This is a genomic window from Thalassotalea sp. HSM 43 (assembly GCF_004752005.1).
In the GTDB taxonomy this organism is placed as follows: Bacteria; Pseudomonadota; Gammaproteobacteria; order Enterobacterales; family Alteromonadaceae; genus Thalassotalea_A.
Genome location: NZ_CP038493.1, coordinates 1,288,655 through 1,308,649 on the forward strand (window position 1 = coordinate 1,288,655; position 19,995 = coordinate 1,308,649).

Consider the following 19,995-nt stretch of genomic DNA (forward strand, 5'->3'; position numbering starts at 1 on the left):
TCGGCTTACACGCTTCATCAATTAAATAGATTGCCATTTAGGGCTATACAATTGGTCAAGCAAGCTCAGTTCTTGTTGCTGTGTCCACTTCAACAGGTTAAGCAAATCCTTATTATTAGGATCTTCCTGTAACGCCTTCAATAATGACTCTTGTGCCGAATCAAGCTCATCAAATTGTTGTTTAATATTGTCTGGTAGCTGGGTTAAATCCGGCTCACCAAAACTCACCAGCATACTGTTTCGTTGCTCTTGATATTGCTCTTGAAGCAAGCTCACAGGGTCGACAGCTGCTACTTCAACCGGTGCTTGCACTTGTTGAGTCGGTAATAGTTGCCAAGTCAACAAAACGGCGAATACAACTGAGGCGGCCCATGCATATGGCGTGAATGTCGCACGGCTTTTTGGCTGCTCTTGCTGTGATCTGTGTTCAATCGCGTGTTCGATACCAGCCCATAAGTCTCTTTGTGGCTGAATGTCTTTATCTAGCGTCTCGATCTGCTGTTGAAGCTCTTGATCTGTCATAGTTTTTCTCATCAGGATAACCACTCCTTCAATAAATTTCTGGCACGATGAAAATGAGATTTGCTGGACCCCACCGCCATGTTCAACATGGTGGCTATTTCTTCATGCCGATAACCTTCTACCGCAAACAAAACAAACACTAGTCGAGCTTTTTCGGGTAAGCGCAATATCGCTTTATCAATATCCGACAGGTCTTGTATTTCGTTTCCTGCTGGCTCGGTGTTTACTTGTTCTTCAATACTGAATACTTTTTGCACCCAGGATTTTTGTTTGCGCATATGTGTCAAAACCGTATTGGTTGCCACTGAATGCAACCAAGTGGAAAACTTTGCATCGCCTTTAAAACTGCCGATTTTTTGCCAGACTTGTACAAACACTTCTTGGGCAACATCTTCGGCTTGCTCACGATTTGTCAGCATTCTCAGACACAATGCATACACTTTACCTATATGCAATTCATATAATTTGGCAAACGCTTGTCGATCACCCAAGGTGGCAGCTGCGATCCATTCGCCTTCCTGCTTTTGCGCAAACATTTGCTGAGCATCTATAACCGTGTTATCCGCGGACACTTGTTAAATTTTCCTTTATCCTTGGCTGTTGTTATTAACTATGACGTACAACTTTTTAAAAAGGTTTAAAGAGAATATAAAAATATTCTAGAATTAAACATGGATGTTTAATATATCAATCACTTAGCTAAAAATAAAAGTTTGATAGCAAAGTTTTAGGCGAACGGTATGAAAGTAAATTGTGATCTTGGCGAACACGCCAATAATGAAGAAAACCCTGACGCGCACATTATGCCCTATATCGATATGGCAAACATAGCGTGCGGTGGTCATGCCGGTGATGCGCAAACGATGGCAGATACTATTGCCATGGCGAAGAATGAACAGGTTATTATTGGTGCTCACCCAAGTTACCCTGACCGTGCTAATTTTGGCCGAGTGTCATTAACGCTACCTAAAGACGCGTTAGTCAATAGCCTGGTTGAGCAAATCGACGCATTGCACAGTGCGGCAACAAAGCAAGACGCTAAAGTTAGCTATGTAAAGCCCCATGGTGCGTTATACAACGATATGATGAAAGACTCTGATATATTTAGTTCGGTGTGTGCGGCAGTGGCAAAAACCAATCGCCAACGAACGCCTCAGCAAAAGCTGATGATTCAAGCTTTGGTGGATAATAGCGAGCAGCGGGATATTGCCAAACAATATAATATTGAACTGATTTATGAAGCATTTGCAGACAGAGGCTTACTCAGTGATGGACGATTGCAATCTCGGCAGTACGACAACGCCTTAATTACCGATCGCATCAAAGTGAAAAAACGTGTGCATCAACTGATTGCTCATCAGGAAATGACCACCGTCAACAGCGAGATCATTACCATTAAAGCAGACACCTTATGTTTGCATGGCGATAACCCAAATGCTGCTGATATCGTAACCACGATTCGTACCGTGCTTGAGGAATTAAACGAGGATGGCTAACCATTACCCGTTGAAAAGCTTTCAAGCATTAAGTGAAACGGCAATCTTATTTTGCTGGGCAGAGATTATCGACCCACAGTTAAATCAATGCATTCATCGTTGCAAACAGGCAATCGCTAACAAGTTTACTGACATCATAGTCGATATCGTCTGTTCTTATAGCAGCATGATAGTGCACTTACAGCCGCCAACCACAGCCAATACAGCGCTGCTTGAAGACATGGTCAGGCACATCAAAAAAAGCATTGAATTGCCATCAGAAGCCAACAAAGTCCAGAGTAAACTGCATCACATTGATGTCTATTATGGATACGATGCGGGTTGGGATCTTGCCTATATGGAGCAGCAATGTCAGCTTACCTTGCAAGACATTATTGCACGTCATACTGCGCCGACGTATCAAGTCTTTGCCAATGGCTTTATGCCAGGCTTTGCGTATATGGGCATTATTGACCAACAGCTCATATTACCTCGGCACAGCACGCCACGCACCAGCATTCCAAAAGGTGCGGTAGCGATAGCAGAGCAGCAAACCGCTATATACCCCAAAGCATCACCTGGCGGATGGCTTATTCTTGGTCAAACTGCGATGTCGCTAATAACAGCAGATGAGCTGTCACCTACGCCGGTATTGCAAGCCGGTGATCAAGTGAAGTTTAACGCCATCAGTGAGCAACAGTTTGTGCAGCAAGGCGGCTCTGTTATGACAAACAACGATGCATGGTAAGCACAATATGAATCGCATCAATCTAGACATCGTCAAAGCCGGCGCCTACACCTTAATTCAGGATTTAGGCCGCGCTCAGGTGCAGCATTTAGGTTTTAGTGGCAGTGGTGCCATCGATGAACACGCGTTCTTATGGGCAAATAAGTTACTCAATAACCCAATCAATACGCCAATGTTGGAAATAACCCTTGGCCAAGTACAGATAAAGTTTTCCGAAGAGTGTGTTATTGCTCTTACCGGCGCCGATTGTAATGCCTTTAAACAGCTCGATAGCCCGCACATGTCAGGGCATTTGTCTACGCCAAAGCAAAGGGTTGCAAACTGGACGTCAACACTGATCAACAAAGATGAAATACTCACCTTACAATTACCGCAACAAGGCTTGAGGAGCTACTTGGCATTTGCCGGTGAAATGCAACTTAAGCCTTGCCATAATGCCTATGCGACAAACCCTGGTGAGAGCATAGGTGGCTTAGATGGCAAACCATTGCAGCCAGGCAGTCAGTTATCAGTCAATGCGTTCGAGCAGCCATCGCGATGTTTTAACGTGCCCAAAGCCTATCAATCAGACTACCCAGCAATGGCGACACTGCAATACTTACCCAGTTTGCTGCTGCAAAAACAAGCACAAAATATTAGCGACAGTTTTCACCAGCAACACTATGACATCGATCCAGCGTCCAATCGCATGGGCTATCGTCTTAAAGGTAAGCCGGTACAGATAGAATCGAATAACGTCATTTCACGGCCAACCTGTTTTGGTGCCATTCAATTACCAGCAGACGGCCAACCTATAGTGCTGATGAAAGATGCGCAAACCATTGGGGGTTACCCAGTGATCGGCAGCCTTAGCCGTCAAAGCGCTTGGCAATTAGCACAGATGCGGCCAGGACAAAAAGTGCGGTTTCAGCCGGTATCACTGGAGCATGCCAGTGTGCAAACGAAATTAATGTATCAATTTTTCTTTGCTGAGGCGTCAGGGCAGGTACGAATCGACAGCACCACATAAAGACCGATAGATAGCAGCGCCGCGGTGGCAAGTTTACCGTAGAGATTAGGCACCGCAAAAAACACCGAAAAACCACCAAATAACAGAATAGATATCACGGCCAGGCGTTTGGCTTTTTTTGGGATACAACGATTGGTTTGCCAGTTGTGAATAATAGGTCCAAACAGTTTATTGTTCAGTAACCAGTTGTGCCAACGGCGTGACGACTTAGCAAAACATGCGGCGGCCACCAACAAAAAAGGCGTTGTTGGTAATACCGGCAAAAACACCCCGAGCAAGGCTAAACCGACAAAACCAAAACCGACAGACAGATATAAAAAGCGTTTCATCGACAACGGTCTCGCACATTAACGCCAAGGATTGTTGTCGTGATATTTGATTTGCATGCCTTTGAGGAAGTTACGTAAGAACTGATCTTTACACTGGCGATAGTGTTTATGATCCACCTTTCTAAAAAACGCGCTGATTTCAGACTTACCAACGCGAATGCCCGCCAATGACAATAACTCTATCATGTCAGCATCATTGAGATTTAAAGCAATCTTCAACTTGCGCAAGGTAATATTATTGCTCAGTTTCTTTTCTGGTTTAGGTTGTTCGCCTTCACGTTTACCACGATTTTTATTGATTAAGCCATTAAGGAATATTGCCAGCATGGTATCGGTAAGGTTTACCAGTTTCGGATCATCATCCTTACGCAGCCAATGATGCAAACTTGGTAATTCGATTTTAGCATCAGCTTCAGCAAAAATAGCCAGCATTTCGGCGTCACTGTAACTGAAGATGTAGCGTAGACGGCGCAGAATATCGTTATTGGTCATAATAGTGGGTACTAACTCAGGTTAAACTTGCTTAATGTCGATCATTGCCTCTCGGCTATGACCCGTAATCTCTAATGCTTGCACATATTCATGCCATAATCGGTTGCGATTGTGGGCATATTCTTTTAACAATAGGTGTGGATAAATGGCGCTGTGTTGATCATCAAACGCAAGTCGAAAGCCATGCTTACCGACCGGCTCAATGGCCATTAGTTTAACCATTTTTTTATGGCTGACAGGTGACTTCGCCTTACCTTGCGCCGAGGTTTGTTCACTAGGCGAATAAACGCGCAAGAACTCATAGCTCAAGCTTTGCTGAAAATTATCGTCGAAATGCAAGACTAACTCATGGTCTTGGTGATTCAATTGCATCTGCGTTATCACATTCACCTACTTAATAAACACAACTCTATGTCGCTATTATACAAAAAAAAGAGCAATACCCGAGAGATATTGCTCTTTATTTCAGTTATTTGACTCGCACGCTACAGGATAAAGCGACTTAAATCTTCGTCTTTAACCAAAACGGTCAGTTTTGATTCAACGTAGTCTTTGTCGATGCTAATGGTTTGTCCAGACTTAGCATCCGCTTGAAATGATAGTTCTTCAATTAAGCGTTCCATTACAGTGTGCAAGCGACGAGCACCAATATTTTCGGTGGTTTCGTTTACTTGCCAAGCCGCTTTGGCAACCGCTTCAATACCATCTTGAGTGAATTCAACATGCACTCCTTCGGTTGCTAACAAGGCGATATATTGCTCTGTTAGTGAGGCATTTGGTTCGGTTAAAATACGAATAAAGTCCTCAACGGTCAATGCTCTTAATTCAACACGAATAGGCAGTCGACCTTGCAATTCAGGGATCAAATCACTTGGTTTAGCCATTTGGAATGCACCAGAGGCAATAAACAAGATGTGATCGGTTTTCACCATACCGTGTTTGGTGGTGACGGTAGACCCTTCAACCAATGGCAATAGATCACGTTGCACACCCTCACGAGATACATCAGGACCACCGGCGGCGTCACTGCGCTTACAAATCTTGTCAATCTCATCAATGAAGACAATGCCATTTTGCTCAACCGCTTCGAGTGCTTTTTCTTTCAAGTCTTCGCTGTTAACCAGCTTACTGGCTTCTTCTTCCTGTACCGCTTTTAACGCTTCCTTGATTTTCATTTTGCGTTTTTTGGTTTTATCCGATGACATGTTTTGGAACATGCTTTGCAGCTGGTTGGTCATCTCTTCCATGCCAGGAGGCGCCATGATTTCCATGCCAACCTGCGGTTGCGCAACATCGATTTCAACTTCTTTATCGTCCAACTTGCCTTCGCGTAATTTTTTACGGAATACTTGACGAGTTGACGCATTGTCGGCCTGTTCGGTCTCACCAAACGTATTTCTTGGGTTAGGCAATAAAATATCGAGAATACGCTCTTCAGCGGCTTCTTCCGCTTTAAACTTAACGCGTTCCATTTCAACTTCTTTGGTTAGTTTTACGCCCATATCCGTTAAATCACGAATGATGGTTTCAACTTCCTTACCCACATAACCGACTTCGGTAAATTTAGTTGCTTCGACTTTGATAAATGGTGCATTAGCAAGCTTGGCTAAACGGCGAGCAATCTCGGTTTTACCAACACCGGTAGGGCCTATCATCAAAATATTTTTAGGCGTTACTTCAGCACGTAATTCGTCACTTAATTGCATTCTGCGCCAGCGATTACGCAAGGCTATGGCGACGGCTTTTTTAGCATCGTTTTGGCCAATAATGTGGCTATCCAGTTCATGAACAATTTCACGAGGAGTCATATTCGACATATTTTTTTCCTATTTAAACACCCGGTTACAGCGACAAACCAGGCTTAGATATTAAATTTCGTCAATGGTTTGAGTCAGGTTGGTGAAGACACAGATGTTACCAGCGATGGTAAGCGACTTTTCAACGATGTCGCGAGCAGACAACTCGGTATTTTCCAACAGTGCAGTAGCAGCAGCTTGGGCGTAGTTACCGCCAGAGCCTATGGCAATCAGATCGTTTTCTGGTTGCACCACGTCGCCGTTACCGGTAATGATTAACGAGGCGGTTTCATCCGCGACAACCAACATCGCCTCTAGGCGACGCAAGGCTCGGTCACTACGCCAGTCTTTGGCTAATTCTACCGCTGCTTTCGTTAAGTGCCCCTGATGCATATCAAGCTTGCTTTCCATACGCTCAAATAGCGTGAAAGCATCGGCAGTACCACCGGCAAAGCCAGCTAATACTTTATCATTATGGAGACGGCGAACTTTACGAGCATTACCTTTCATCACGGTATTGCCCAGACTTACCTGACCATCACCGCCGATACATACTTTGCCATTGCGGCGTACAGAAACTATGGTTGTCACATCGAACCTCTACAAATAAAAACCGAAGTTATATCCAAACACAGAGGGTCTTGTGGATAGAACGTCGGTAGGAAATATCTACTTGTAGATTAATGTGGGAATGACTGGCGGTGTTTTCAAGTCCAAAGCCAAATTTGGCAGTAATTAACCTTATTGCTTTTCAAGGTATGTTTGGCCTTTTCAGCCATACGTTTGCGTTCAAACGGTCCTAGTACCACTTTGTACCAAACGCCATTCTTACCTTGTGTGCGGCGAACTTCACTAGCATATCCAGCAAAGGCAATGGTCGCTTTTAGCTGGTCAGCTTGTGATTTGCTGCGAAACGAACCACATTGCATTTGATACGGGCCTTTTTGTTTTACATCGTAAATGGACTCGTCTACTTCAACGTTTTTGTTGGTAAGTTCTTCAGGATATTCAAAGCGTTCTTGTGGCACCGGGGCAATTTGATCTGCCACGTCTTCAACAGGCGCTGACGAGGATTGAGCAACATCGTTTGCTGTTGAGGTGGTTTGCGCGGTATCAACTTCAGGGGCGTTATCTTTTAATAACTTCAAGCCATAGCCAAAGCCAACAATGACCACAACAATTAAGCCAAGGTATACCTTAGCATTACCTTGTGTTTTAGCCTGCTTGCTATTTTTTTTGCCTTTATAGGGATTACGTTGTTTTTTCTTGGCTCTCGGATTCCGAGTCACATAGTCTTTATGAGCCATAGCGCGTTCACTTTTAATTGAGAAGATTATTATTGTCGTTACAAAATAAGTTTAACTCAGTCGTGCACAAAATACAGCCCTTTTATTGCGCTCGAGGCACGGTATTTATTCGTTACAGTGCCATATTACAGGGAGGATTTACCAAGTGAGTTCTTGTGGGTCGATGTCGATTGACCAACGAACCTTGTTTTTCAATGGGTGTTGCTGAATATTATCGGTGAGTTGTTTCACGGCATTGTGCAGCGCAGCTCGATTTGCCGATTGCACTAACAAATGAAAACGAAACTTACCGGCCTTTTTTTCCATCGGTGGCGGAACCGGACCACTGAGCATACAATCCCCCAACTCTATGGCACTAATATCCCTTAAAAATTGCTGTGGTAAGTGCGACGCATTGGCTTCAGCGCGAAATAATGCCTGAAAACTATAGGGCGGCATAAACGCTTGTTGTCGTTCGGTTAGGGCAAATTGCGCGAAATGACCATAGCCATTATTGACCAAATCTTGTAATAAAGGATGTTCAGGAAATTGCGTTTGCACGTACACCTTACCTTTTTTACTTTCACGTCCTGCACGGCCAGACACTTGCACCAACAGTTGTGCCATATGTTCCGGCGCACGAAAATCATAACTGTATAGTGCACCATCGACATCGAGCACCGCGACCAAGGTCACATTGGCAAAGTGATGCCCTTTAGCGAGCATTTGTGTGCCCACCAATATCTGATGCTCATTGTCATTAATCTGTTGCAGCAATTTTGCTAATTGGCCCTTTTTACGAGTGCTGTCGCGGTCAATACGTACCGATGAATACTCGGGAAATAATTCATTAAGGCGCTGCTCAAGTTGCTCAGTGCCTTGGCCCATGGTCTTTAAACGAATGCTACCGCATTGTTGGCATTGCTTGATGACACGTTTTTGACTACCACAATGATGACACACCAATAGGCCTTGATTTTGATGCAATGTATAAGGCTTGTTACAGCGCTGACAATCACAAATCCAGTTACATTCTTGGCAGGTCATCGCCGGTGCAAAACCGCGTCGATTGAGAAATAACAACACTTGCTCATCTTTCGCTAAGGTTTGTTCAATCGCCAACTTAAGCGTCCCTGACATGCCGAATTCAGAGAGCTCTCTGGCCATATCAATCAATTCAATATCCGCCAGCTGACTGTTACCGGCACGCTCTGTTAATTGGTGGTAGTGGTATTTGCCTGACTTGGCATTATGTAAGGTCTCTAGCGCCGGTGTTGCACTGCCCAATACAATAGGAATGTTTAATTGTCGCGCTCTGAGAATGGCAATATCTCTGGCGTGATAGCGAAAGCCATCTTGCTGCTTAAAGGAGCCATCATGTTCTTCATCAATAACGATAAGTCCAGGATTAAGCATCGGCGTAAACACACCCGAACGAGTGGCAATGATAATCGCCGCACTACCGGATTTGCTGTGCAGCCATGTTTGTAACCGCTCTTTGTCACTTAACGCGGAATGATGCAAGGCGACAGGCACGGCGAAGCGCTTTTCAAAACGGCTTAAGGTTTGTGGCGTTAAACCGATTTCTGGCACCAATACCAACACTTGTTTGTTTTGTTGCAGTACCTTTTCAATCAATTGCAAATAGACTTCAGTTTTACCACTACCGGTGATGCCATCAACCAGATGACACGAATAAGACTCTAGTTCATTGGCAATGGCGCTGATAACCAAGGATTGCTCTACCGATAAACGCGGCTTATTACTTTCCCTCAACTGCTGTTGATGGAAGGTATAAACCTCATTGGTTATCACATCTTCTTCTAATAACTCTTTTTTCAACAGAGCATTCAATTGTGCTTTGCTAAAACCAGCCATACGAATTTCTGGCCAGGTTAATTCCTTATCGCCGGTAAAAAATGCTAATAGCGCCAATTGTTGATGGGCGCTGGCCTTAATTTTGGCTTTTTGATCAGCAAATTGTTGCTCACTCAACAACGGATTTCTCCGCCAGCATGGTGTAGGTTCGAGATCTTGTGGCGCCACTTGCCTTAATAACACAGGCAATGCGGTGGCAAACACTTCACCAACTGGATGATGATAATAACGACTGATTAAGCTTAAAAACGCCACTTGCTCTTCGTTTAAGTTGCCCTGACTTGGCAATATACCGCTGATCGATTTAATTTTATCGGCATCGTATTGACAATCGGTATCGACGGCCAAAACCACGCCAATCAGGTTACGATTAGCAAATGGCACCAAGACGCGACTACCAGGCAGAAGAGCTTGTTCAGACAGCGCTGAATCATATTGATAGGTAAATGATTGTCGCATCGGCACGGGCAGAGCGACATCGATGAAAATATCCTTATTAGGCAAAGCAGTATCGTTTTTTGTTGGTAAAATTAGCTGTCTAATATTGTGACCAGTATGCTGACATTTGCCAAGCGAAAATAAAAGTACAAAAAATAACTTATTTGCGTAGAATTTAGTTGAACATTAGCCTTGTATCACGTATCATGCGCACCCTTAAATTGTAACTCGTATGGTGTCTGGCACAGGATCAGATGGCGATACGGCCTAAACAGAGGTTATCCCATGAAAGAAGGTATTCACCCTAATTACGTAGCTATCAAGGCAACTTGTTCTTGTGGCAACGTTATCGAAACTCGTTCAACGGTAGGTAAAGATTTGTACCTAGACGTATGTTCAGAGTGTCACCCGTTCTACACTGGTAAGCAAAAAGCTGCTGAGACTGGTGGTCGTGTTGACAAATTCAACAAGCGTTTCGCAATGCTTGGTAAGAAGTAATTATTACTTCGACCGAAAGGTTTTAAAAAAAGGCGCTCAGGCGCCTTTTTTGCTATCTAAAGCGATAACTTTTTAATCTCCGTTATCTGCACAGCACTGTGCAAACTATTGCCCGCAAAATCTCAACAACTCTTTCTAAAGCACGTTCTATTATTTGCGCCGAGTAAATCTTTTCATTTTTATTCGCGTGATGTCCACTTTATCTAAGCTGCAATATATTAAAACTATTAAAAAGTAACAAAATCTGAAATTTGTCTTAAAATTTATAGTACACTTTCGTAAAACAACTACTAGAAAATCAATATGTTCAAGCACTTAACTTCGATATTTGCAGTACTGGCTATCAGCGGATGTGTCGCAACATCAGATCAGAGCGAAGATTCGGCTCAACATTTACAGCAAGTAAACAACAAACTCGATAGCATGGAAAAAAACCTGACCACGCAAATTGACGCCCAATGCCAACAAGATAATCAAGCACTGGTTGATGAACTTGTGGTGGCTTTGGAGGCACAAAAGGTTGATCAAAAATCCCCAGAAAAAGAAATAGTTTATGTTGAAAATTGCAGTGAAGAAAGCAAGGACGACGCCGTGGTTGCCTCTGACAAAATGATCATTGGTGGTATTGAAAGCGTGTTTTTTACCAAAGAAAAACTGAAATATTCGGCTCGTATAGACACAGGTGCAGTAACATCGTCGCTGGGTGTTTATAACGAAAAACGATTTGAACGTGACGGCAAAAAATGGGTGCGATTTAGCCTAAACAAAGATGAAAATGCTCACACCTATGAATACCCAATAGATCGCATCATCCGCATTATTCAACAAACCAGTAGTGACGTTAATCGCCGTCCAGTGATTAAAATGCGTTTCAAACTCGGAGACAAAGATTTCAGCGCCGATTTTTCACTCGCTGATCGAGATCACCTCGAATACCAGGTGTTGCTTGGCCGAGAATTTTTACAAGATATTGCCATGGTCGATGTTAGTGCCAAATTCTTACAAGGTGGAGAATAATCAGTGACATCAAGTAAACCGTTTTTAATTTTTATCGCGTTTTTATTTATTGCGGGCCTTTCGAGCATTTATCATCGCCATGCAAAAATGGGGGTACCATTAACCCCGGGTGAACAAGTTGATATATGGCAAATTGAAGCGAGTATTCAATTTACCGGTTCTGGCGATCCGGTAACGGCGACACTGACACTGCCAAAAGATAATAACTTTGAACTGGTCGATGAGTTTACCGCATCACCAGGTTACGGCATGAACATAGATCGTGACGAAGACAACCCTTCAGTCACATGGAGTAAGCGCGAGGCCGAAGGCAAGCAACTGCTGTATTATCAAGCGTCGGTCAAACTTGCGGTTGCACCTGATCCTATGCCTGCACCAATGACAACCCCAGAACCAGTTCCGTTTGATGAGCCGATGCAAAGCTCATTAGATACCTTATTTGACAGTATTTACGGTAAATCAGGCAGTCAATCATCGCTGGTTATACAAGCTCGTAAAGCGCTAAACTCCGATGATCAAGACGTTGCCATTTTAAAATCACAATATTCAAAAACCAAAATATTTACCCAGTTAATGTTAATGGCGGATATCCCTTCTCAGCGGGTACGCGGTTTAACCCTTGAAGATGGTCGCCGCAACCAAAGTCTGATTCCATTGGTGCAACTATACATTAATGATAATTGGCAATTACTCGACATTGAATCAAAATCAATCGACGACGAGTTGCCTGTCTTAGTGTGGCAGCAAGGCGTACCATCACTGTTAGACTTAGAAGGCGGTCGCAATTCTAAAGTAAGATTCTCAATCAGTAAAACCACCACCAGCGCGGTTATAGAGGCTAACAACTCGGCCAAACAAGGCGACTTTTTTGATTTTGGTTTATATCAATTACCACTCGAAGAGCAAAACCTGTTTAAAGGAATATTGTTGCTTCCAGTAGGTGCGCTAGTTGTGGTGTTTTTACGGGTCATAATCGGCCTAAAATGTAGCGGTACCTTTATGCCGATATTAATCGCCACCTCGTTTATACAAACCGAATTGCTTAACGGCGTCGTTGGTTTCTTATTAATCGTATCGGCCGGCTTAGTCATTCGATCGTATCTGTCGCATTTGAATTTGCTGCTGGTGTCGAGGATATCAGCCGTGGTCATCGTCGTTATTGGTATCATTACCGTGTTTACTGTATTTGCCTTTCGCATGGGCCTTACAGAAGCCCTGACCATCACCTTTTTCCCAATGATTATAATGGCTTGGACCATTGAGCGGATGAGTATCCTGTGGGAAGAAGAAGGCGGCAAAGAAGTGCTGATTCAAGGTTCCGGTTCGATGATCGTCGCTATAGTGGCCTACCTCTTAATGGACAACCATATGATACGTCACTGGGCATTTAACTTTTTAGGTGCTCACGCCATCGTCATGGCATTGATTTTAATGATGGGCCAATACACTGGTTACCGACTGTTAGAATTGCGTCGTTTTAAGCCTATGGCTGAAGATTAAGGCAAAGGGAGCAGATTATGTTTGATTTTGCCAACCCATTTAAATTGCGCGACCGCGGCATTATGGGCATGAACCAACGTAACTTTTCCTACATTGGCCGCTACAACGATCGCGCTTTGTATCCAAATGTCGATGACAAGCTCAAAACCAAGCATTTGGCGCTAGAGCATGACATTGCGGTACCGGATCTAATTGGTGTTGTGCGCTTCCAATATGAAGTCAATCAGGTATTTAAATTACTGGACCAACACAGTGGCTTTTGCATAAAACCGGCCAAAGGCAGTGGTGGCAAGGGCATATTGGTTATTCTCAAGACCGATGAAAAAGGCTATATGAAAGCCAGCGGTGAATACGTTCCCAAAGACGAAGTAATCAGACATTGCAGTAATATTCTCGCCGGCCTATTCAGTTTAGGTGGTGCAGCGGATGTAGCCGTAGTAGAAGCCTTGATTCAGTTCGACCCTATTTTTGCCGGATTAAGCCATGAAGGTGTGCCTGATCTTAGGGTAATCGTCTTTCAAGGCTACCCGATGATGTCAATGTTACGTTTGGCGACACACGCCAGTGACGGCAAAGCAAATTTACACCAAGGTGCGGTTGGCGTTGGCATCAATATAGCCACAGGTAAAGCCAAACGTGCGGTGCAATACGACAGGCCGATAAAAGCTCACCCTGATACCGGTAAAATTTTCGCCGATATTGAAATACATAACTGGGATCGCTTATTAGAGCTTTCTGCTGGCTGTTTTGAAATGTCGGGGTTGCGCTACCTAGGTGCAGATATCGTTTTAGATAAAGAAAAAGGGCCTATGGTGCTCGAGCTCAACGCTCGCCCTGGTCTGGCCATTCAAATAGCAAACGGCATGGGTATGCTGCCTCGTTTGAGACAACTTGAGGCTCTTGACCATCGTCGCCCCAAAAGCGTTGAAGAGCGAGTCGAATATGCCAAAACCCACTTTAGTGACTAACCTAACCATTCATTTGGTTACGACTTTATTGATCTTTACATCTGCGTTTAGTGCAACGACTTTTGCTGCATCAAAAAAACAACAGCCAGTAACATTTGGTGAAGATATTGCAATGCGTTGTGTTGAACTGCACGATAAGTTAAACCAACCGGTAGCCATTACCGCAAAAGACAGTTTTGACGGCAACATCCAACAACTCGAACAAATATTGACCCCCGCATACAACCTATTATTCGAAAGTTTTTTGTACGCTAACGTGTTATCAGATAGCAAGTTAATTAAAGCCGCAGAACAATGTCAGCTGTCCGCAGCGGTCAATATTGATGCCTTTCTCGGCAGTCAAACCGTTACCTCAGTGCTTGATAATGCTGAACCATACGCAAAAACGCCTTTGCAAATACGGGTGTTAAAAAAATATCGATATCGCAATAAATTGCTTGGTAATGAAGATTTTGCGAGTTTAAAAGCGCAAGGCAAAGAAGCGTCCGTGCTTTTTCGTAAAGGCACAAAAGATAAAGTAAAAGAAAAATTTAAGCTGCCACCAAATTGTGCCAATGGTTTGGAAGATAAGTACAAAAAACGATACGTCAAAAATGACCGAATTGATGCCCAAATTGAAGGTTCAACCTATGCCACATTTATCAGACGATTACCTGATGAACAGTGCCGTAAAATGGCCTACGCCCAATATCAGGGACGACATAGCAAGACCAATCAAGAGCATTTATTCGACATGTTAAGTTTGCGCGATCAAAGTGGCAAAGCCCTCGGTTTTGATAATTACGCACAATTGCAGTTGCAATCAACCATGATCGAGTCGCCCAAAGATGTAGAGGCGTTTTTAAAAGGTATTGTAAAAAAAGAGCCTGAAGCGCCAGCGCCTTGGAACTTTTACTATCTCCAAGAGCAACAAGAAGAACTCGAAAAAACTAACGACGTCAACGAAAGTTTAACCCCAGAACAAGCTCATCAAGGTTTATTTACCTTACTCGAAACCGAGTTTGGCCTGCAGGTAAGAAAACTGGACGAACCGGCTTGGCATAAAAGCGTCTCAGTTTACATGCTAAAACAGGCGGGTGAGCAAGGTAAAGACATCGGTAAGTTTTATCTTGATTTGTATCCACGCAAGAAAAAATACCCCAACAATCGACATCGGGCGATGCGCCGCGGTATCACTGATGTGCAAATGCCCGTCAGCGCATTAATCCTCAACCTTCCAGAAGATGAATGGCAACAAACCCACCTGAAATCGTTTTTTCACGAATTTGGTCATCTGTTGCACAACTTAGTCTCAATTCAGCCATACCATGTTGTTGCCGGTATCAGTATTGAGCGAGATCTTGTTGAGATGCCTGCCAAGTGGTTTGAATGGTTAAGTTTTGATCCGGCAATGCAAAAACGCATGTTTGGTAAAGTAGTTGCCACAACCGAGAAGCCTGATACCGGCACCAAATTTAGACTGAGATTATTTAAAGCAGCACAAGGTTTGGCCTTTTACTCACAACCTGTGACCGCAGCCAACATTGAACAGATAAACGCTAAACTCTCACAAATTTATCTCGGCCACCCTTATCCTAAGGGCGCATCAAACCAATATAGTTTTTCTCATTTAGGGACTTATGGGCCGCGATATTACAGCTATATTTGGTCAGAAGCCATTGCTCGACGCTTACTCGAAGACTATATGGCTAAACGATACACTGGCGAAGATTACCTGCATTTTTTGTTTGAACAAGGTAGCAGTATCAAAATGACAGAAATGATTTCTAAACTGTATAAAAAGCCGGTAACACTGCAAGACATCATTTTATGGGTGGCAAATGAAAAAGATCTTTAACTCACTATTGTGCGGATTATCACTAAGTCTTGTCAGTCTAGTCGCCTGCGCCGAACAGACCGACAAACTAAGTTATGACGATGTTGCCAGTAAAATAAAATATACCTTTGAAAGCAACCTATTTCAGTTACCGCCGCGTACTCAAGGACACTATGGAATTCGTCTTTATCGAATGACGGGCGACAATAAATACCTCGCATCGGCGTTATACGATTACTATGTCGTTAACGACCGCATGCACGCCATCCTGCCGTACCTTGATAACCCAGGTTATATTGAACAAAGTGCGAAGAGATTAACCGATGCGATGAGCAAAGGAACCCGTGGTAAAGCCCGCCGCAAAGCGCTAGAAAATTACCCTGAATTTATTTTCTATGCCGACGAGCTACTGCGTTATGCGGCAAGGTTGGACGAATTTGGCGTGGCTTTGCCAGAGCAAGTCACTAGCACCCTAAAAAACTACGACTTTCTGCCGGGCCTTACGGATAAAACCATGATTAGAGCTTGGGCTGCGCAATTGGCAAATTACGTCTATTGGTTAAAACAGCTAGGTATTGCAGACTACAGCAAACAATACAAAGAGGCCTTTATTGCCGCCTACCCAGATGCCGAAGACCACGAATTATCGCGTTGGCATTTTCGCAATAAACTGTATGGCTTAACTCACTTTATCTTCGCCGCATCAAGCTATTATCAACAGTACGTCAGTAAAGATGAATTTGGCTGGATCCTTAACTATTTTAGCAAAAATGAACAACGTATTATGAAAGACTCGACCGACGATATTATGGCGGAAGTTGGTATCAGTTACTTGCTGATGAAAGAAAAGTCACACCCTATGGTCGGTAAAGCAAAAGACTCTTTAGTTGAGGCATTTAATGAACAAGCGGGCATGATACCAAGTGTCTCTGGAAAAATAGACCTTGCCAGTGGCGAACACCGTAATGTGCTTGCTTATATGCTATACACCTGGCCAGAAGAATTAACTGAGGGACCTTTCTTCCACCAAATTCATGGTGTGCAGAGATACATACCGGCGCACAATTTTGAAATCGAAGACGAACATGACGGAGAACATTAAGATGAAACGTTTTTTCACCTGTTCTGTATTAGCCGCGACATTATTTTTTGCTGTGGCGAGTCCGTCACGTTCTGAGGATCGTGCTGAACAAGATCTTGCAGAACAATACAAACTCACCGCAGAGCGTATTCGCAACAACTACGACAGCAATTATGTGCGCCTAGCGACGTATGCTCAAAATCATTACGCAGTAAGAATGTACCGCCTAACCGGCGAGGCGTATTATGCGCAACAATCAGGTGCTGAGGTATATCAAATTACCGATCGCCTAAATATGTACGCCGATAATCTTAGCAACAGCAAGTGGCGTGAGCAGCAAGCGCAAAAAATGATTGATCGCTTATCTAATACTCGTCGCAGCAAGTTGCGTAAAAAGACACTGCAAGGAACCGGTGATAAACGCTTTGCCTTGTATTTAATTTATCAAATGGCAAAGCTCAATGAATATGGTTTAAAACACCCAGCGCATGAACAGTTTGTCAATTATCTAAAGCACGCAGATTTGCATGACTTTATGATGTCTGCGGATTTTATTCATGCCTATGCGGCGCAAGTCGCTAATTACGTTTATTGGTTAAAATACATCGGCGTGGTCGATTGGACAGGAGATTTACGTTCGGCTTTTGAGAACGCCTATCCAGACGATAAAGATGACCAATTAAGTAAGAATCAATTCAACAACAAGCTCTACGGCCTTACCCATATCGTCCTAGCAGACAGTAATTATTACCAGCAAATGGTATCCAAAGAAAAGCATGCGTGGATTCTCGACTATTTTGAAAAGCGCCAACAGCGCATAGAAGAGAAATCAAAAGAAGACATTCAAGCCGAGATTGGCTTGTGCTATCTATTGGCAGGCTTAAACGACCACCCAACGTTGGCGGCAATGCAGCGTGAGATTAATGACGCCGTTGATCCGGAAAAAAATATGGTGCTATCCATCAGTGGCAGCGATAGCCTTAGCTATGGTGAGCATCGTAATGTATTAGCATATGCCTTGTTGAACTGGCCAAAGAAATTACATCAAGGGCCATTCTTACTCGAAGACAAAAAGATGAAAGCCAGTTTACCTTTGGTCTATCAACAGTAAATAAAAAGCGGCCAAACGGCCGCTTTTAACATCGCCTCATCAAAGCAGCATTGCAGTTAAAAAACTTTCACTTGTTCGTTATCGAACAACCGTTATACTAGTAGTCAGATTCCCAAGAAAAACCTTAATAAAGGAATTTTGGAGCCCAAAATGCAATACAATACATCTGAGTTATGCAACCTTTATGGTGACTCAATTGACGTACTCGAACCTATGCTAAGTAACTACGGTGGACGTAGTTCTTTTGGCGGTGTTGTGGTGACCATTAAATGCTTTGAGTCAAATGGCTTGATCAGTGACATGGTTGAACAAGATGGCAGCGGTAAAGTACTGGTTATTGATGGTGGCGGTTCCACTCGCCGTGCGTTGATTGACTCATACATAGCAGAAACGGCTGAGAAAAACGGTTGGGAAGGCATTGTTTGTTACGGCAGCGTGCGCGAAGTCGACCAGTTAGAAGATATCGACATGGGTATTCAAGCCATGATTTCGATTCCTGTCGGTGCCGATGACACCAATGTTGGTGAGGTCGACGTCGCGGTCAATTTCGCCAGCGTTACGATTTTACCGGACGATCATATCTACGCAGATAACACCGGTATCATATTATCCCAAGACCCACTTGATATTGAATAACAGCATAATTAACATCGCTGGGTATTAATAGATTAAAAAAAGGGCTAGCGTAAATAACGCCAGCCCTTTTTTATGCAATATACAATGTAAAATCAGAGAGTTAAGATACCTTTTGGCCACCTTTATACAGTGCAGCTAATGGGTTAACACCATATTGATAACAAAGCTCCGCCGGTTGCTTAATATCCCACATAGCAATATCCGCATCCATACCAATGGCTAACTCACCAACTTTATCATCAATGCCCAATGCACGAGCTGCATTACAGGTCACCCCAGCTAGCGCCTCGTTTGGTGTCATACGAAACAAGGTACATGCCATATTGAGCATTAATTGAATCGAGTTAATCGGCGATGAACCAGGGTTTGCATCACTGGCAATCGCCATACGCACGTTATTATCACGCAGGGTCTGTAAAGGCGGTAATTTGGTTTCACGTAAAAAATAGAACGCGCCCGGCAATAACACTGCAACCATACCCGCACCGCTCATGGCTTTTGCACCAGACTCGGACAAATACTCCAAATGATCACTTGATAATGCGTTATAACGCGCCGCCAATTCGCTGCCGCCTAAATCAGATAACTGCTCTGCATGTACCTTGACACGAATGCCATGTTCACTGGCGGCTGTAAATACTGCTTCGGTTTGCTCGATGTTAAAGCCAATTCCTTCACAAAAGACATCAACGGCATCAGCGAGCCCTTGTTTTGCTACCTCTGGGATCATGGTATTGCATACTAAGTCAATATAACCATCGCTATCACCTTGATATTCCGTAGGTAATGCATGCGCCCCTAAAAAGGTTTTCTCAATGCTCACCGGTAAGGCTTGGCCCAATCGTTTGGCAACTCTAAGCATTTTTAATTCAGTATCTAAATCAAGACCGTAACCAGATTTTATTTCTAGGCTAGTAACCCCTTCATTATGTAACGCATTCAAGCGCTTAAATGCACTGGCATAGAGTTCATCTTCACTGGCCGCGCGAGTTGCTTTAACCGTAGACACAATACCGCCGCCACTTTCGGCGATCTCTTCGTAGCTCGCACCTTGTAAACGCATTTCAAATTCATTGGCACGATTGCCGCCGTATACAATATGGGTATGACAATCTATTAGCCCAGGTGTTAACCACATGCCGTGCACATCAACGACCTCTACGGCATCACTTAATGTCGGTAACACACTCATATGACCTAACCAAGCGATCTTACCATCCGCTATTGCCAACGCCGCATTCTCAAGGGTGCCGTAAGACGTAGCCGCTTGGGTCATGGTCGCAATATTGGCGTTGATAAACACCGTTTGCCAAGAGTGAGACAATACTGATTGCATGAGTAATCCTTTCAAATATTGATATCTGTAATTGCCCGCTATTGTACGGTGCAAGCTGT

General features: G+C 43.7%; 21 protein-coding genes. 11 read left to right on the top strand and 10 right to left on the bottom strand.

Annotated features, from left to right (window positions below; all coding sequences use genetic code 11):
• Positions 1-21: 21 nt before the first annotated feature.
• Both E2K93_RS05365 and E2K93_RS05370 read right to left on the bottom strand, forming a co-directional pair.
• A complete protein-coding gene (locus E2K93_RS05365; protein ID WP_135438108.1) occupies positions 22-534 on the bottom strand; it encodes a hypothetical protein in 513 nt (170 codons plus the stop codon).
• On the bottom strand, positions 534-1,058 hold the full coding sequence (locus tag E2K93_RS05370) for an RNA polymerase sigma factor (RefSeq protein ID WP_135440411.1): 525 nt from the start codon (positions 1,056-1,058) through the stop codon (positions 534-536). Before E2K93_RS05370 ends, E2K93_RS05365 begins: the two co-directional genes overlap by 1 nt.
• A 204-nt stretch (positions 1,059-1,262) precedes the next feature.
• Here E2K93_RS05370 and E2K93_RS05375 point away from each other — a divergent pair, with 204 nt between their 5' ends.
• Genes E2K93_RS05375 through E2K93_RS05385 form a run of 3 tightly spaced genes read left to right on the top strand, consistent with a single transcriptional unit; the run spans position 1,263 to position 3,754 of the window.
• The gene (locus tag E2K93_RS05375) at positions 1,263-2,018 is read left to right on the top strand and encodes a 5-oxoprolinase subunit PxpA (RefSeq protein WP_135438109.1); all 756 of its coding nucleotides are present in this window, start codon (positions 1,263-1,265) and stop codon (positions 2,016-2,018) included.
• Positions 2,011-2,745, top strand: coding sequence for a 5-oxoprolinase subunit B family protein (locus E2K93_RS05380; protein WP_135438110.1), 735 nt, complete (start codon positions 2,011-2,013; stop codon positions 2,743-2,745). The genes E2K93_RS05375 and E2K93_RS05380 overlap by 8 nt, the downstream gene beginning before the upstream one ends.
• 7 nt (positions 2,746-2,752) lie before the next feature.
• Entirely contained in the window at positions 2,753-3,754 is a 1,002-nt protein-coding gene (locus tag E2K93_RS05385) for a biotin-dependent carboxyltransferase family protein (RefSeq protein WP_189637857.1), read from the top strand.
• On the opposite strand, the gene E2K93_RS05390 is transcribed toward E2K93_RS05385, so the two are convergent.
• The 7 genes from E2K93_RS05390 to priA form a co-directional block, all read right to left on the bottom strand.
• Positions 3,700-4,083, bottom strand: coding sequence for a YbaN family protein (locus tag E2K93_RS05390; protein WP_135438112.1), 384 nt, complete (start codon positions 4,081-4,083; stop codon positions 3,700-3,702). The genes E2K93_RS05385 and E2K93_RS05390 overlap by 55 nt on opposite strands.
• 18 nt (positions 4,084-4,101) lie before the next feature.
• Positions 4,102-4,575: a DUF1456 family protein gene (locus tag E2K93_RS05395; RefSeq protein ID WP_135438113.1), complete on the bottom strand. Its 474-nt coding sequence runs from the start codon at positions 4,573-4,575 to the stop codon at positions 4,102-4,104.
• 21 nt (positions 4,576-4,596) lie between these two features.
• Positions 4,597-4,959 carry a gamma-butyrobetaine hydroxylase-like domain-containing protein gene (locus E2K93_RS05400; protein WP_135438114.1) on the bottom strand — a complete coding sequence of 121 codons (363 nt, stop codon included), beginning with the start codon at positions 4,957-4,959 and terminating at the stop codon, positions 4,597-4,599.
• Between the two features lie 101 nt (positions 4,960-5,060).
• Entirely contained in the window at positions 5,061-6,392 is a 1,332-nt protein-coding gene (gene hslU / locus E2K93_RS05405) for an HslU--HslV peptidase ATPase subunit (RefSeq protein WP_135438115.1), read from the bottom strand.
• 51 nt (positions 6,393-6,443) lie between these two features.
• Positions 6,444-6,962, bottom strand: a complete 519-nt coding sequence (hslV, locus tag E2K93_RS05410) for an ATP-dependent protease subunit HslV (protein WP_135438116.1) — start codon at positions 6,960-6,962, stop codon at positions 6,444-6,446.
• 116 nt (positions 6,963-7,078) lie between these two features.
• Positions 7,079-7,678, bottom strand: a complete 600-nt coding sequence (locus tag E2K93_RS05415; protein ID WP_135438117.1) for an SPOR domain-containing protein — start codon at positions 7,676-7,678, stop codon at positions 7,079-7,081.
• A gap of 138 nt (positions 7,679-7,816) precedes the next feature.
• The gene (gene priA / locus E2K93_RS05420) at positions 7,817-10,039 is read right to left on the bottom strand and encodes a primosomal protein N' (RefSeq protein ID WP_135438118.1); all 2,223 of its coding nucleotides are present in this window, start codon (positions 10,037-10,039) and stop codon (positions 7,817-7,819) included.
• Positions 10,040-10,258: 219 nt separating this feature from the next.
• Between priA and rpmE the strand changes: the two genes are divergently transcribed.
• The 8 genes from rpmE to rraA all read left to right on the top strand — a co-directional run bounded on the left by rpmE (position 10,259) and on the right by rraA (position 18,600).
• Complete coding sequence (gene rpmE, locus E2K93_RS05425; protein WP_135438119.1) at positions 10,259-10,471, top strand: 50S ribosomal protein L31; 213 nt, start codon at positions 10,259-10,261, stop codon at positions 10,469-10,471.
• A gap of 303 nt (positions 10,472-10,774) precedes the next feature.
• Positions 10,775-11,488: an ATP-dependent zinc protease gene (locus E2K93_RS05430; RefSeq protein WP_135438120.1), complete on the top strand. Its 714-nt coding sequence runs from the start codon at positions 10,775-10,777 to the stop codon at positions 11,486-11,488.
• 3 nt (positions 11,489-11,491) lie between these two features.
• Positions 11,492-12,988 (top strand): inactive transglutaminase family protein, encoded by a 1,497-nt coding sequence (locus E2K93_RS05435; RefSeq protein WP_135438121.1) that lies wholly within the window; start codon positions 11,492-11,494, stop codon positions 12,986-12,988.
• Positions 12,989-13,005: 17 nt separating this feature from the next.
• Positions 13,006-13,956: an alpha-L-glutamate ligase-like protein gene (locus tag E2K93_RS05440; protein WP_135438122.1), complete on the top strand. Its 951-nt coding sequence runs from the start codon at positions 13,006-13,008 to the stop codon at positions 13,954-13,956.
• A complete protein-coding gene (locus tag E2K93_RS05445) occupies positions 13,931-15,793 on the top strand; it encodes a M3 family metallopeptidase (RefSeq protein ID WP_135438123.1) in 1,863 nt (620 codons plus the stop codon). The genes E2K93_RS05440 and E2K93_RS05445 overlap by 26 nt, the downstream gene beginning before the upstream one ends.
• Positions 15,777-16,874: a DUF3541 domain-containing protein gene (locus E2K93_RS05450; protein WP_135438124.1), complete on the top strand. Its 1,098-nt coding sequence runs from the start codon at positions 15,777-15,779 to the stop codon at positions 16,872-16,874. The genes E2K93_RS05445 and E2K93_RS05450 overlap by 17 nt, the downstream gene beginning before the upstream one ends.
• A gap of 1 nt (position 16,875) precedes the next feature.
• Complete coding sequence (locus E2K93_RS05455) at positions 16,876-17,964, top strand: DUF3541 domain-containing protein (protein ID WP_189637858.1); 1,089 nt, start codon at positions 16,876-16,878, stop codon at positions 17,962-17,964.
• Positions 17,965-18,114: 150 nt separating this feature from the next.
• The gene (gene rraA / locus E2K93_RS05460) at positions 18,115-18,600 is read left to right on the top strand and encodes a ribonuclease E activity regulator RraA (protein ID WP_135438126.1); all 486 of its coding nucleotides are present in this window, start codon (positions 18,115-18,117) and stop codon (positions 18,598-18,600) included.
• Between the two features lie 100 nt (positions 18,601-18,700).
• On the opposite strand, the gene hutI is transcribed toward rraA, so the two are convergent.
• On the bottom strand, positions 18,701-19,936 hold the full coding sequence (hutI, locus tag E2K93_RS05465; RefSeq protein ID WP_135438127.1) for an imidazolonepropionase: 1,236 nt from the start codon (positions 19,934-19,936) through the stop codon (positions 18,701-18,703).
• Positions 19,937-19,995: the final 59 nt, after the last annotated feature.